The sequence below is a fragment of the Martinezella paranaensis genome, from assembly GCF_014200235.1.
GTDB classification, from domain to species: Bacteria; Pseudomonadota; Alphaproteobacteria; order Rhizobiales; family Rhizobiaceae; genus Rhizobium; species Rhizobium paranaense.
Genome location: NZ_JACHBI010000001.1, coordinates 997603 through 1011699 on the forward strand (window position 1 = coordinate 997603; position 14097 = coordinate 1011699).

Sequence of the window (14097 nt, forward strand, 5' to 3'; positions counted from 1 at the left end):
CCGCTTAGGCGCGCTCCATGACGAAGCTGCCGGGTGCTTCTTCGATGGCGTTCAATGCTGCGCCACCGGGCTTGCGAGCGGGCACCATACGGCTGTCGTTGCTCTTGATCCATTCGAGCCAATGCGGCCACCAGGAGCCTGGCGTCTCCTTGGCTTCGCCCAGCCATTGATCATAGTCACCCTTGACCGCGCCGCCCGTCCAGAACTGGTATTTGTGCTTGTCCGGCGGGTTAACGACGCCGGCGATATGACCGGAGCCAGTCACCACGAATTCCACCGGCCCACCGAAGAACTGGCTGCCGATGAAGACGGATTTGGCCGGCGCGATGTGGTCCTCGCGTGTCGCCAGATTGTAGACGGGTATCTTGACGTCCTTCAGAGACAGCTTTTTGCCGTCGAGCACCATCTTGCCTTGGCTCAGAGCGTTGTCGAGATAGCAATTGCGCAGATAAAACGAATGGTTGGCTGTGGCCATTCGTGTGGAATCGGCGTTCCAGAAGAGGAGATCGAAGGGCAGGGGTTCCTGGCCCTTCAAATAGCTGTTGACGAAATAAGGCCAGATCAGCTCGGAGGCGCGCAGCATGTTGAAGGCCGTCGCCATTTTCGAACCTTCGAGATAGCCGACCGCCTTCATCTGCTCTTCCAGCGACGAGATTTGCTCCTCATCGACGAAGACCTTGAGATCGCCGGCAAAGGTGAAGTCGACCTGCGTGGTCAGAAAGGTCACGGTGCGGATACGCTTGTTCTTTTCCTTGGCATGCAGGGCGAGCGTTGCCGCCAGCAGCGTACCGCCGACGCAATAGCCGACGGCGTTGACCTCTTTCTCTCCAGTTGCCTTCTCGATCGTATCCAGCGCGAAATCGATGCCTTCGCGCGCATAGGACGTCCAATCCTTGGCCGCGTGGCGCTCATCCGGGTTCACCCAGGAGATGACGAAGACGGTGTGCCCCTGTTCGACACACCATTTGATGAAGGATTTCTGCGGATTGAGATCGAGAATGTAGAATTTGTTAATCCAGGGCGGGCAGATCAGCAGCGGCCGCTTCAACACCTTGTCCGTTGCCGCCTCATATTGAATGACCTGGCAGACGTCGCTCTGCGCGATCACCTTGCCCGGCGTCAGTGCCATGTCCCGTCCGACAGCGAATTTCGTCATATCGGTCTGGCGCAACCGCAATTCGCCGCGGCCGGCGCTGATATCCTCGGCAAACATCTTCATGCCGCGCACCAGGTTTTCCGCATTGGACGCGACGGTCTCGCGGTAGAGCTGCGGATTGGTGGCGACGAAATTGGTCGGCGACAGCGCCGCGGTGATCTGCTTGGTGTAGAAGGAGGCCTTGTGGCGCGTGTGCTCGTCCAGCCCTTCGGCATCGGTGACCAGCTTGTCCGCCCAGCCGGCGGTCAGGAGATAGGTCTGACGCAGGAAATCGAAGAAAGGATTTTTCTGCCAATCCTCGTCGGCGAAGCGTCTGTCCTTCACCGGTTCAGCCTCGGCAGCCGAATCGCCGCTGAGCCGCTGCATGGTTTTCGTCCACAGGCCGAAATAGCCGGATAGCAGATAGGTCTGCGCCTCCAATGTCCGGCGTGGATCGGAAAGCCAGTATTCGCTGACCTTGGAGAGCGTCTTGACGATATCGGTCATCGGATCGGCGACGGTGTCGATCTTCTCGCCGCGCTCGCGTGGCGCAAGCCATGCGGAAGCGGCCTTGCCGAGATTTTCCAACGCACGGGCAAAGTTGACGGCCATCGCCTCGGGGTCTTTGACAATGTAAGGCTCGACCGACTTCGGGTCGAAGCCGGGAAAGGTGCCGTGGCTATCACTGTTGTCCCGCTTGCTGTCGGTCACGCATCATCCTCCCGGCGGCAGCTCACTTTTGTTTTCCATTTGTACATCTTGCTGGAAAAGGAATACAAGTCGAATGAAACGCAACCCTGCTCTTGCTTTGCCGCTGCGACAAATTTAACAGTCGCAACCCACGGCAAGGAATAGAGCAGGACGACAATATGGGCGGCGGCATGGTGGCAAGACTCAACCGGTATTCCGTACTCTGCGGTGCTTTGTGCGGCATTCTCGCGCTGGCGCTTGCCGGCTGCACGACGCCTGAGGAAAAGGCGGCCTTTGCCAAGAGCAAGCAGGCCCCACAGGCTGTGGTCGTCAAGTCCGCCGAGGGCAAGCCGGTCGACGAGGGCAACACGCAGCAGCACTACAAGGACGGTTACCCCTCCTTCAACGCTCCCCCGACGGCGGCGAATGTCCAGATCAACGACCAGCAGGCGGCCGATATCGGCAAGCAATTGACGGCGCTCGGTGCACAGCACAAGGCCGGCACGATTACCGACGCCGAATATCAGAAACGCGTGGCCGAGATGCGCAAGCTCGCCGCCGAACACGGCCAGGATACGTTGTCGGAAATTCAGCAGCAGAGCGCCGAGCCCAGCCAGACGCCCGCGCCGACGCAGAATTAGCCTTGCGTTTGAGGCGATTTGGACGCAAAGCGTTCAGCTAGGCTGAATTTCGATGTTTCTTCCTGGGTTGATAGTAGATTGCGTCTATAACCGCCAAAGATTCACCGTATCCTTCGCGTCAGTATAGTTGCGGCGCCGCGATTCCGGAGTTCGTATCGCGGCTCACCGAGAGATTGACGAACTTCATTGCGGTTGTAAGGGCCGCTGTCCCATGGGGAAAGAAATGGAAGAGTTTCATAAAGTCCGGCGCTTGCCGCCCTACGTCTTCGAACAGGTCAACCGTTTGAAGGCCAGCGCGCGAGCGGGCGGGGCCGACATCATCGACCTCGGCATGGGCAATCCGGACCTTCCGACCCCCAAGGCCATCGTCGACAAGCTCTGCGAAGTGGTCCAGGACCCGCGCACGCATCGCTATTCCTCATCCAAGGGCATTCCCGGTCTGCGCCGCGCGCAGGCCGCCTATTATGCCCGCCGCTTCGGCGTCAAGCTCAATCCGGATACGCAGGTGGTCGCCACCCTCGGCTCCAAGGAAGGCTTCGCCAACATGGCGCAGGCGATCACGGCGCCGGGCGACGTTATCCTGTGCCCGAACCCGACCTATCCGATCCATGCCTTCGGCTTCCTGATGGCTGGTGGCGTTATCCGCTCGATGCAGGTCGAACCGGACGACAGCTTCTTCCCGCCGCTGGAACGGGCCGTGCGCCATTCGATCCCGAAGCCGCTGGCACTGATTCTCAACTATCCGTCCAACCCGACGGCCTATGTTGCGACGCTGGATTTCTACAAGGAAGTCGTCGCCTTCGCCAAGAAGCACGACATCATCGTGCTGTCGGATCTTGCCTATTCGGAAATCTACTTCAACGACGATCCGCCGCCGTCCGTCCTGGAAGTTCCGGGCGCGATGGACGTCACGGTCGAGTTCACCTCGATGTCGAAGACCTTCTCCATGCCCGGTTGGCGCATGGGCTTCGCCGTCGGCAACGAGCGTCTGATCGCGGCTTTGACGCGCGTCAAATCCTACCTCGATTACGGTGCCTTCACGCCGATCCAGGTGGCGGCGACGCATGCGCTGAACGGTGACGGCTCCGATATCGCGGAAGTTCGCAACATCTATAAGCGCCGCCGCGACGTGCTGGTCGACAGCTTCGGCAAGGCCGGCTTCGATGTGCCGCCGCCGGCAGCGACGATGTTTGCCTGGGCGAAGATCCCGGAAAAATTCCGTCATCTCGGTTCGTTGGAATTCTCGAAGCTTCTGGTCGAGAAGGCCGATATCGCAGTGGCGCCCGGCATCGGCTTCGGCGAGCAGGGCGACGATTACGTCCGCATCGCGTTGGTCGAGAACGAGCATCGCATCCGTCAGGCGGCGCGCAATTTGAAGCGCTTCCTCTCCACCGCGGATGAGACCATGCATAATGTGATTTCACTGAACGCCCATCGCTCCTAATTTTTCACGGCAGCCGTTTTCGCGGCTGCCGTGCCCCAAGACATTGATCAGGAATTCCTCATGGCAGATGCCCTCAAAATCGGCATTGCGGGCTTGGGCACCGTTGGTGCCTCGCTTGTCCGTATCATTCAGAGCCGCGCCAACGAGCTTGCCGTTACCTGCGGCCGTCCCGTCAAGATCGTCGCCGTCACGGCCCGCGATCGCAGCAAGGATCGTGGTATCGACCTTACCGGCATCGAATGGTTCGGTGGTCCGGTCGATCTGGCGCAGAAGGCCGACATCGACGTCTTCGTCGAATTGATCGGCGGTGCCGAAGGGGCGGCCAATGCCGCCGTGCGCGCAGCCCTTGCCCGCGGCCTGCATGTCGTCACCGCCAACAAGGCGCTCCTTGCCTATCATGGCGTCGAACTGGCCGAGATTGCCGAAGAGAAGGGCGCGCTGCTTAACTTCGAAGCGGCGGTCGCCGGCGGCATTCCCATCATCAAGGCGCTGCGTGAATCCCTGACCGGCAACACGATCTCGCGCGTCTACGGCATCATGAACGGCACCTGCAACTACATCCTGACCCGGATGGAGAAAGAGGGCCTGTCCTTCGCCGATTGCCTGAAGGAAGCCCAGCGTCTCGGTTATGCCGAAGCTGATCCGGCCTTCGACATCGAGGGCAACGACACGGCGCATAAGCTCGCCATCCTGACGACGCTTGCCTTCGGCAACCGCATCGCGGCCGACGATATCTATCTCGAGGGGATCACCAATATCTCCATCGAGGATATCCGCGCCGCTGCCGACCTCGGTTATCGCATCAAGTTGCTCGGCGTCGCCCAGCGCACTGAGACCGGCATTGAACAGCGCGTTCACCCGACCATGGTGCCGCTCGAATCGGTCATCGCCCAGGTCGACGGCGTCACCAATGCCGTCGCGGTCGAATCGGATATTCTCGGCGAACTGCTGATGGTCGGCCCTGGCGCCGGCGGCAATGCGACGGCTTCCTCCGTGCTCGGCGATATCGCCGACATCGCCAAGAGCCAGCCGGGTGCGCAGCGCGTGCCGGTGCTCGGTCATCCGGCGAAGGCGTTGGAACCCTATCGCAAGGCGCAGATGCAGAGCCACGAAGGCGGCTACTTCATCCGCCTGACCGTTCTCGACCGCACCGGCGTTTTCGCCAGCGTCGCGACCCGCATGGCGGAAAACCACATCTCGCTGGAATCGATCGTGCAGCGTGCAACGCAGCACCTGGCCCCGGCTCATCATCAGACGATCATCCTCGTTACCCATGCGACGACGGAGGATTCGGTGCGCAAGGCCGTCGCCGCAATCAAGACCGAGGGCTACCTCGTCGGCGAGCCGCAGGTCATCCGCATCGAGCGGCCGAAGGAATAATTCTGACGACCAAGGCCCGTTCCGACAAATCGGAATGGGCCTTCCAATTCTGGGAGAGATGGTGGAACAGCCGGCAGATCCTGTGCAGCGGGCATTTCTGGGCGTCGAACGCTCCGTCTCCGGCAACCGCTGGATTTCCCGGCTCGACCAGGCCGGCCAGAACCGGGCGCTGGCCATCGCTCAAACTCATGGACTGCCGGATCTGATCGCCCGCGTTCTAGCCGGCCGCGGCGTCGGCCTCGAAGAGGCCATGGCCTTCCTCGATCCCACGATCCGCAGCCTGATGCCCGACCCCCATCTGCTGACAGACTGCGAGAAGGCGGCGCAACGCCTGCTGCGCGCCATCAAAACGGGCGAGACGGTCGCGATCTTCGGTGATTACGATGTCGACGGCGCAGCATCCTCGGCGCTGCTCTATCGTTTTCTCACTCATTTCGGCGTGACGGCCAGCATCTATATTCCAGACCGCATCTTTGAAGGCTATGGCCCGAATCCGGTTGCCATCAACCAACTCATCGATAACGGCGCAACGTTGATCGTTACCGTCGATTGTGGTTCCACCAGCTTCGAATCGCTGGAAGCGGCGAAGGCTCGCAATATCGACGTCGTCGTCATCGATCATCATCAGGTTGCGCATGAGCTGCCGCATTGCCACGCGCTGGTCAATCCGAATCGGGAGGATGATCTGTCGGGGCAGGGACATCTCTGCGCCGCCGGCGTTGTCTTCCTGGTTTTGGTTGCGGCCCTGCGGCAGTTGCGCGAGGCAGGCGATGCCCGGGTCCGCTCCATGGACCTGCTTGCCTGGCTCGATATCGTCGCCCTGGCGACGGTTTGCGATGTCGTACCCCTGAAGGGGCTGAACCGCGCCTACGTCGTCAAAGGCCTGATCGCAGCGCGCCATCAGGGCAATCCCGGCCTTGCCGCTCTGTTTCGAAAAGCTGGGCTCGGCGGCCCCGTAAGCCCTTATCACTTTGGTTTCATGATCGGCCCGCGCATCAATGCCGGCGGGCGTATCGGCGATGCGGCGCTTGGCGCCCGGCTGCTGACGCTCGACGTTGCCTCCGAGGCCGAGACGATCGCCGAGAAGCTGGACGAGCTCAATCGCGAGCGCCAGGCGATGGAAGCCGCCATGCTGCAGGAGGCGGAAGCCGAAGCGCTGGCCGAATATGGCAATGGCGACGGAGCCTCCGTCATCGTCACGGCGCGGGAAAGCTGGCATCCCGGCATCGTCGGTCTGATTGCCTCGCGGCTAAAGGACAAGTTCCGTCGCCCGGCTTTTGCCATTGCTTTTGATAGGATGGGGCGGGGCACGGGCTCCGGGCGCTCGATCAACGGTTTCGACATGGGCCGCATGGTGCGCGCCGCCGTCGACGCCGGCCTGCTCGTCAAGGGCGGCGGTCATGCCATGGCGGCGGGCCTGACGGTCGAGCGCGCCAATCTCGGCAAACTCCGCGCCTTCTTCACCGAGAAGGCAGAAAGACAAGTCGCCGGCCTCGTCGCCAATGAAACACTGAAGATCGATGGCGCGCTCGGTGCCGGCGGTGCGACGGTGGAGCTGGTCGACCAGCTCGAAACCGCCGGCCCCTACGGCTCCGGTCACCCACAGCCGATTTTCGCCCTTCCAAGCCACCGCCTGCGTGATTCACGCCTCGTCGGCCAATCTCACATCAAGATCACCCTGGAAGCCCAGGATGGCGGCCGCCTCGACGGCATCGCTTTCCGCGCCGTTGAAACGCCCCTCGGGGAGCTTCTGCTCTCCTCCCGCGGATCACAGATCCACATCGCCGGCACGCTCGGTGCCGATCATTGGCAGGGCGCAAGGCGCGTGCAGTTGCGCGTAATGGATGCCGCCAAGGCGCCGTGAACTGCGAACGGAAAATCGCCGCTTTAGCACAGAGAAATCAGAGTTTTAGGGAAGGGAAGCAGTGGCACGCCCTAGGGGAGTCGAACCCCTCTTTACAGAATGAAAATCTGTCGTCCTAACCGATAGACGAAGGGCGCGTGCTGTGGCGCCCTTATAGTCAGCACCTTTTGTTCTCGCAAGCGGAAAATCGAGAAAAATCTACGGGTAGAGGCGGATTTTTCGAGGCAATTGTGGAAAAGCTCGGAATGGGTCCTGTTGGTACGCCCTAGGGGAGTCGAACCCCTCTTTACAGAATGAGAATCTGTCGTCCTAACCGATAGACGAAGGGCGCAGGCTGCGCTTGCGATCATATAGGAATAGCGCAAAGCCGCCGCAAGCGGAAGCTGGATCATTGATCGCAACCCTCGACATAGGTCTTGCAGCAATCATGCAACCTTGCGAATTCGCCGGCATACCGGTATTTTAAGTTGAGCGGGATTTTGCGACCGATATGCATGCCGTGCTGCCGCACGAACGTTGCCTTTCACAATCACAAAAGGATCCCATCATGCCGGACAAGTCTGCAAGCGGTATCGATCGCCGCGATCTGATAATGGCATCCATCGCGACGGTCGGCGCCGTTGCCACAGCCGCCATCACCGTCAACGCTGGTCCAGCGAATGCTGAGGACGCAGCGATACCTCCTGCCAATCCGTCATCGGGAACGGTCTATACCGGCGATGTTATCGAAGGCAAAAAGGTCGTCAGCGCGCTCGATGTCAACGACCTGGAGCCCGGCAAGAAGCACCTCTTGTATTTCCGGGGTGTTGAGATGCCGACCGGACAGCACTGGCATGTGTCTGTGATGGTCGCCAAGGGAGTAAAGCCGGGCAAGCGCGGTGTCCTGACCAGTGGCGTACATGGCGACGAGATGAGTTCCATGCATACGGTCCAGCTCGTGATGAACCAGCTCGACCCGGCGCAGATGTCGGGCACGGTGATGGCGGTCACAGACGTATCCCCCGCGGCCCTGGGAAGCATGCAGCGCAGATGGCCCAACCAGGGCAGGGGCATCGATCTGATCGATATGAATCGGGAGTGGCCCGGGAACGAGAACGGCGCCACCGCGCCCAGCCGACACGCCGGGCTTCTGTTCAATCGGCTGCTGCGACCGAACGCCGACTTCGCGATCGACTTCCACACCGGGACAACCGGATTTGAAGTCACGGCATTCAATATTGGCGGTATGGATGTGCCCGAGGTCAAGGCGATGGTGGAGTTGTACCCCGTCGGCCAGATCTTCGACAATCACGTCTATCCCGGTGTCCTGCACAACGCGTTCATGGATGTGGGCATCCCGGCATTCACGCCGGAAATCGGCGCTCCGCGCGTCTTAGACCTAGAAATGATCTCGCTCTTCGTGGAAGGCACAATGAACGTCCTCAAGCATCACGGCATCGTTGCCGGGCCGATGGGGCGTACAGGCAAGGACGTGACGGTTTTTGTCGGTAACAGCGCGTTCCCGATCCTGGCCACCGCGGGCGGGCTCGTTGAGCATCTGGTCAAACTCAATGATAAGGTCGGAGCCGGACAGAAGGTTGCCATCCAGCGCAATAGCTTCGGCGAGGTGGTTGCGGAATATACAAGCGGCGTGGCCGGAGAGATAACGGGCCAGCGCAGCGATGCAATGTCCGAGCCGGGCAATCCCTTGGTGTTCATCCTTTTCAACAAGCCGGCGCCGGAGGATGTTCAGGTCTATCCCGAGTAGTCACATCGAGCACCACACATCAGACTTTTTCAACATTCTCGGTCATTGCCGTAAGTTCGGCTGATGACGAACGCGTTTCCGCTTGGGGTCGATCGCGGACCCAAGTACTCGGTTTTGTTCTGAAGTGATGGAAACAGTGGCACGCCCTAGGGGAGTCGAACCCCTCTTTACAGAATGAAAATCTGTCGTCCTAACCGATAGACGAAGGGCGCGTGCTGTTGTGTGGCGCGCTTATAGCGGGGTGATTTCATTCCCGCAAGCGCCTATTTCGCTTTTTCTTGGAAAAAATGACAGAAGCATAACGCTTCGGCGAAGTTTGAATAAGCATGCCTTAACAGCATGTTGCGCCAATTTGCAGAAGGGGCGGGCTTAGAGCCCCCCGCCACTCTGCGGCTGCGTTATCAGCGGCTTGCCATCCTGGCCCTGGCCCTTCGAGGCAACGATATGCGCCAGCATCAGGGCCTCCTTGCTGTCTATCCTACGAGCGTTGGAACCGCGAGCGGGCAGGATTTTCGAGGGCGTTGCGTCCGCAGTCGGCTTCATCGGGCTCCCCGATGCATAGGCGGCGTTGCGGACGACGGGTGGCGGAATCACCGCCTGCGACGTTTGGTCGACGGGCATTCCGCCGTTACCCTGTTGTGGCGTGACATTCTGCGTCGCGCTTGGCGGCATGCTATAGACGCTGCGCATGATCGGCGTGATTCCCTGCGATTGTCCCGGCTGGGTATTGGCCAGCGTTCCGTCCGGATTGACGGCAATCGGCGGGGGTGCCGAATAGATGCTGCTTCTGTTGGCGTTGACACCCGTCGGCTGCGTCACCAGGCCGGCAATGCCGGCCGGCGCATCGGTGGCCACAGGCGTTGCCCCGGCTGGTGCCGGCGGGAAGAAGGATTGGCTGTTCGTCTCTTCGGCGACCATCTGTTGCCGGGTGCCATGCACGCTGTGCACCATTGGATCGCGATAGGCGAGATCGCCCTTTTGCCGTTTCGCGTCGGCTTTGGTGTTGAGGGCATCGGCAAGCTGTTCGGCAGCACTGGGCTGCGGTTCGGCCGCGGCCGCCTGTTTCTGTTTGTCACCTGCCGTCGCGCAGCCAGCGAGCATCAGAAATGACATGGCGACGGCAATAGAGCTTGCGAGCTTTTTATTGCCGGATAAAATCTGCTGATCGCACAAAGGACGTTCCCCGCTTAAAAGTTGGCACCGGAACGGCCTCTTGCGAGGGACGATGATCTCGCGCGGTTCTAAACTGGGAACGATGACCGCGCGAAATCCGATGCATGATGCTTCGAGTCGTTCCAAGCATGCCGGAGAGCGGGTATGGCCGGCAAGCGCGAAACCGATGGCTCCGCGCGCGCCGCAAGCCTCACGAAAGCTAGCGCTTTACCAAGCGCCAGTATTGGGCATCGAAGCCCAGGGCTCGGCGGAAGCCAGGTTGGCGCCCTTCTGCAGGATCTCGATGGAAATGCCGTCCGGAGAACGCACGAAAGCCATGTGACCATCGCGGGGCGGCCGGTTGATTGTAATGCCATTGTCCATAAGCTTCTGGCAGATTGCGTAGATGTCATCGACCTCATAGGCGAGGTGACCGAAGTTGCGTCCTCCGGTATACTCCTCAGGGTCCCAGTTGTAGGTGAGCTCCAGACTGGGGGCACCGCTGCTTCGGGAAGCCTCTGCATCTTCGCTGGCAGCAAGGAAAACGAGTGTGAAACGGCCTTTCTCGTTTTCATAGCGACGGGTTTCGGTGAGGCCGAAGAGAGTGCTATAAAAGTGCAGTGAAGCGTCGAGATCGGTAACGCGGACCATGGTGTGGAGATAACGCATACTGTTTCCTCTCTAATGTTTGTGCTGAGACGATCATGAAACGAGACACCAGCTTCAGGCAAGACTCGGCGCGCTAATCTACGGATGGGAATAAACGAAAACTAGGACTTGCGCTTTTCCGTTACCAAGATGTTAATCTTGATTTCAAGGAATCAGTTAACTGTAACAGTGTGACGCGTAATCGAGGGCTGGCTAAGATGGGTGACAGAATTTCATCGAAGGGAATCGTCGACTTCGGAGAGATGTCGGGCGAGGCCGTCGAGCTCATCGAAATCTCCGGCGTCGTCAAATGGTTCGACGTCGCCAAGGGTTTTGGCTTCATCGTTCCGGATAACGGCATGCAGGACGTTTTGTTGCATGTGACGTGCCTGCGCCGCGACGGTTATCAGACCATTCTCGAGGGAACGCGCATCGTTGCGCTGATCCAGCGTCGCGAACGTGGGTATCAGGCTTTCAAGATCCTCTCCATGGATCAGTCGACCGCCGTGCATCCGTCGCAGATGCCGCCGGTGCGCACCCATGTGCAGGTCACGGCGACAAGCGGCCTAGAGCGCGCCTTGGTCAAGTGGTTCAACCGCACCAAGGGCTTCGGTTTCCTGACGCGCGGTGAGGGCACGGAAGACATCTTCGTGCATATGGAAACGCTGCGTCGTTTCGGTCTGGCGGAGTTGCGGCCGGGGCAGGTGGTTCTCGTCCGCTTCGGGCCGGGTGAGAAGGGACTGATGGCGGCGGAAATCCATCCGGATGCGCCAAGCCCGGTGACGCGGCCGCATTGACATGATCAGAGCTACGTTTTCTGCTGTTTTGAAGAGCGCCGTCGTGGCGCTTTTTCTTGTCGGGGCATCCGTTCCAGCCTTCGCGGCGCAAGCGGCCAGCGAGAAAGCGGTAACGTTCGATTCGGAACCTCTGTCGATCAAAACGGCAAAGGGCGTGACACACAAATTCACCGTGGAATTGGCTTTGACCGAGCCGCAGCTCGAGTACGGCCTGATGTATCGCAAGAGCATGCCGGCTGATCACGGCATGCTTTTCGATTTCGGTGCGCCGCGCCCCGTCATGATGTGGATGAAGAATACCGTATTGCCGCTCGATATGCTCTTCCTGGACAAGAGCGGCGTCGTAACGCACATTCAGGAAAACGCCTCACCCTATTCGGAAGCGATCATCAATTCCGGCGGGCCGGTGCTTTACGTTATTGAGCTAAACGGCGGTACCGCCAGAAAACTCGGCCTTGCCGTCGGCGACAAGGCGACCAGCGCCACGATTTCCGCCAAGCTCGGCAAATAGATTTTCCCCGGGGATCAGCGCTTCAACGCCATTTTAGCTGTTGCAGCACGGAGATGAACCGTGTATCTCCCCACTCGTTCCGCTGAGCGGAACAACGCGATCTCCTGAAGGGATTACGCGACAGGTACGGAGTGTAGCGCAGTCTGGTAGCGCATCTGGTTTGGGACCAGAGGGTCGGGAGTTCGAATCTCTCCACTCCGACCATTTAAATCCCCCTAATATCTATGAATCAGAATGCCGCCTGGCAGCCTTTTTGCTTGAAAACAAAGGGATTCGCGGCTAAGCAAATCCCACAATGCTCTGCCATTATAGGCTGGGCGAAGACGAGAGAAGCAAAAAGGCGGGACTGTCCCGCTTATCCGGAGGCGCTGCAGCGATGCCTGCCAAGATTTACCGTCCCGCAAAAACCGCCATGCAATCCGGCAAGGCCAAGACCCATTTGTGGGTTCTGGAATTCGACCAGGAAATTCCGCGCAGGATCGATCCGATCATGGGCTATACCTCCTCGGCCGATACGCGCCAGCAGCTCAAGCTGACTTTCGAGACGCAGGAACAGGCCGAAGCCTATGCACAGCGCAACGGCATCGAATACCGCGTCCTTGCCCCTAAGGACGCCAACCGCCAGGTTGTCTCCTATACCGATAACTTCCGTTTCAATCGCATTCAGCCCTGGACCCATTGATCCAGCATTCGTTGAATTCGATGGCCATTGAGTTTGACGGAAGTTTCAGGCATGTGTTGTCAGCCGCGAACGGTTCGCGGCGGCTTGGTTTTCAGGCCCCTTAGCTCAGCTGGATAGAGCACCTGCCTTCTAAGCAGGTGGTCGCAGGTTCGAATCCTGCAGGGGTCGCCATCTCCTTTTTAACTAATTGATTTTGAATGATTATTTTCCTGCTCCTCCTCGCTGGATCGGAGTGAGGGGTTAGGATGTTCTCGTTTCACTGAGTTTGTCCGCATTCAGCCCGAGGCTGCGATATAGCTTGTGACACGCGGCGAACGATAGGGCGGCGAGGAAAAGGTGGGGCTGGAGTACCGGTTACTGTCCATCGCACGGGAATCCCAATAGCCTCTAGTTTCCACTCGTTGCAAAATCGAATAACATCTCTCTTTATGACAGGTGGTCAAAGAGAGCATTAGGGGTGTCTATGCAGCCGATCTACTACAGGCTCGCGAGAGCAGTCGCCTTCGGCATTCTGATTATTTTTCCCGCTGTTTTCGTGGCTTCCTGCTCGACGGTCGGCGGACAATCTGGTTCCGCAACCGCAAGAAAATCGACAGATCCCGCCACCGCCAAAGACAAAGCGGCTGACCGTCGGCGATGGTCAGAGAGAGTCCAACGAGATAATCAGTTAGCTCCAAGCGGGTCGCAACCGGGTTCCTATGGCTCTGTCCGTCCTCTCTTGACTTGGTGAGCGATAGACTTGTGGACTGCCCTGTTGCATCCATTATTTGTCAGTCTGTTGCAGCACACAACGCCACAACAGAGCCAGACTCAATGCGTCTCCATTGGCCAACCGCCAGCATCTGCCGGTCTGGTTGCATTCACTGCCATGTCGATGAGGTCATAACCGGCCACTGCACCGATCACTCTTACAACGATGATTGCTGCGCTGAGAAGCGCCAGCGCAGCGATTATCCTGTCGCTTTTCTTCACGTGCCGTCTCGTCCCCCCGATGCCTATAAACTGCATCCCCAAGCAGCGGTCGGCAATATATCGAGTTTAGGGCGGGGCGCTACGACTATGTTCTTGCCGCCGGCCTTTACGTTACGGCGCCTCAGAAAGGGACGCCTTTGAGCGGCGACAATCGGTCAGGCGACGTTGAGGTCGGCGATCTCCCCGTGCCGGGCTAGGAGGCGAGGGGAGGTCATGTCGCCGGTCTCTTCGTCGACCATGACCGCATAGGCGGCGACGCCGACGAAACGCGCGGACATGGAAGAGGCGATCTTTTCGGCGCTGGCGGCGCTCGACGCCTGCCGCATCTCTCCTGGGACCAGATTTCCACGGTTCTTCTTATAGGGAAGGATAATAAATTTTTCGCCGGATGCCATTGTGCTCGCCCTGATTTGTTCACACAATGTTCTGGTTTG

The 14097-nt window shown here is 59.3% G+C and carries 13 protein-coding genes and 5 tRNA genes; 10 read left to right on the forward strand and 8 right to left on the reverse strand.

The window, feature by feature from the left end; all coding sequences use genetic code 11:
• Positions 1–4: 4 nt before the first annotated feature.
• Complete coding sequence (phaC, locus tag GGD50_RS04885; protein ID WP_107107905.1) at positions 5–1846, reverse strand: class I poly(R)-hydroxyalkanoic acid synthase; 1842 nt, start codon at positions 1844–1846, stop codon at positions 5–7.
• Positions 1847–2004: 158 nt separating this feature from the next.
• Here phaC and GGD50_RS04890 point away from each other — a divergent pair, with 158 nt between their 5' ends.
• The 4 genes from GGD50_RS04890 to recJ all read left to right on the forward strand — a co-directional run bounded on the left by GGD50_RS04890 (position 2005) and on the right by recJ (position 7154).
• Positions 2005–2466, forward strand: coding sequence for a hypothetical protein (locus GGD50_RS04890; protein WP_107107906.1), 462 nt, complete (start codon positions 2005–2007; stop codon positions 2464–2466).
• A gap of 223 nt (positions 2467–2689) precedes the next feature.
• Positions 2690–3910: an LL-diaminopimelate aminotransferase gene (locus GGD50_RS04895; protein WP_107107907.1), complete on the forward strand. Its 1221-nt coding sequence runs from the start codon at positions 2690–2692 to the stop codon at positions 3908–3910.
• Positions 3911–3970: 60 nt separating this feature from the next.
• On the forward strand, positions 3971–5290 hold the full coding sequence (locus GGD50_RS04900; RefSeq protein WP_107107908.1) for a homoserine dehydrogenase: 1320 nt from the start codon (positions 3971–3973) through the stop codon (positions 5288–5290).
• 58 nt (positions 5291–5348) lie between these two features.
• A complete protein-coding gene (recJ, locus tag GGD50_RS04905) occupies positions 5349–7154 on the forward strand; it encodes a single-stranded-DNA-specific exonuclease RecJ (RefSeq protein WP_107107909.1) in 1806 nt (601 codons plus the stop codon).
• A 62-nt stretch (positions 7155–7216) separates the two neighbouring features.
• Here the strand turns inward: recJ and GGD50_RS04910 are convergent.
• Both GGD50_RS04910 and GGD50_RS04915 read right to left on the reverse strand, forming a co-directional pair.
• Positions 7217–7291: transfer RNA gene (locus tag GGD50_RS04910), tRNA-Glu, on the reverse strand.
• 119 nt (positions 7292–7410) lie between these two features.
• Positions 7411–7485 (reverse strand) — tRNA-Glu (locus GGD50_RS04915).
• A 216-nt stretch (positions 7486–7701) separates the two neighbouring features.
• On the opposite strand from GGD50_RS04915, the gene GGD50_RS04920 reads away from it, so the two are divergent.
• Positions 7702–8901 carry a M14 family metallopeptidase gene (locus GGD50_RS04920; RefSeq protein WP_107108136.1) on the forward strand — a complete coding sequence of 400 codons (1200 nt, stop codon included), beginning with the start codon at positions 7702–7704 and terminating at the stop codon, positions 8899–8901.
• Positions 8902–9038: 137 nt separating this feature from the next.
• On the opposite strand, the gene GGD50_RS04925 is transcribed toward GGD50_RS04920, so the two are convergent.
• The 3 genes from GGD50_RS04925 to GGD50_RS04935 all read right to left on the reverse strand — a co-directional run bounded on the left by GGD50_RS04925 (position 9039) and on the right by GGD50_RS04935 (position 10722).
• Positions 9039–9113: transfer RNA gene (locus tag GGD50_RS04925), tRNA-Glu, on the reverse strand.
• Positions 9114–9270: 157 nt separating this feature from the next.
• Positions 9271–10014: a hypothetical protein gene (locus GGD50_RS04930; RefSeq protein ID WP_245407455.1), complete on the reverse strand. Its 744-nt coding sequence runs from the start codon at positions 10012–10014 to the stop codon at positions 9271–9273.
• Between the two features lie 267 nt (positions 10015–10281).
• Positions 10282–10722 (reverse strand): VOC family protein, encoded by a 441-nt coding sequence (locus tag GGD50_RS04935; RefSeq protein WP_107107911.1) that lies wholly within the window; start codon positions 10720–10722, stop codon positions 10282–10284.
• 197 nt (positions 10723–10919) lie between these two features.
• On the opposite strand from GGD50_RS04935, the gene GGD50_RS04940 reads away from it, so the two are divergent.
• The 5 genes from GGD50_RS04940 to GGD50_RS04960 all read left to right on the forward strand — a co-directional run bounded on the left by GGD50_RS04940 (position 10920) and on the right by GGD50_RS04960 (position 12862).
• Complete coding sequence (locus tag GGD50_RS04940) at positions 10920–11498, forward strand: cold-shock protein (protein ID WP_028753855.1); 579 nt, start codon at positions 10920–10922, stop codon at positions 11496–11498.
• Position 11499: 1 nt separating this feature from the next.
• Positions 11500–12009 carry a DUF192 domain-containing protein gene (locus GGD50_RS04945; protein WP_107107912.1) on the forward strand — a complete coding sequence of 170 codons (510 nt, stop codon included), beginning with the start codon at positions 11500–11502 and terminating at the stop codon, positions 12007–12009.
• 127 nt (positions 12010–12136) lie between these two features.
• Positions 12137–12213 (forward strand) — tRNA-Pro (locus GGD50_RS04950).
• 172 nt (positions 12214–12385) lie between these two features.
• On the forward strand, positions 12386–12691 hold the full coding sequence (locus tag GGD50_RS04955; protein WP_107107913.1) for an ETC complex I subunit: 306 nt from the start codon (positions 12386–12388) through the stop codon (positions 12689–12691).
• 94 nt (positions 12692–12785) lie between these two features.
• Positions 12786–12862: transfer RNA gene (locus GGD50_RS04960), tRNA-Arg, on the forward strand.
• Between the two features lie 639 nt (positions 12863–13501).
• On the opposite strand, the gene GGD50_RS04965 is transcribed toward GGD50_RS04960, so the two are convergent.
• Both GGD50_RS04965 and GGD50_RS04970 read right to left on the reverse strand, forming a co-directional pair.
• On the reverse strand, positions 13502–13663 hold the full coding sequence (locus GGD50_RS04965; RefSeq protein ID WP_181316043.1) for a hypothetical protein: 162 nt from the start codon (positions 13661–13663) through the stop codon (positions 13502–13504).
• A gap of 155 nt (positions 13664–13818) precedes the next feature.
• Complete coding sequence (locus GGD50_RS04970) at positions 13819–14058, reverse strand: hypothetical protein (protein WP_107107915.1); 240 nt, start codon at positions 14056–14058, stop codon at positions 13819–13821.
• Between the last annotated feature and the right edge of the window lie 39 nt (positions 14059–14097).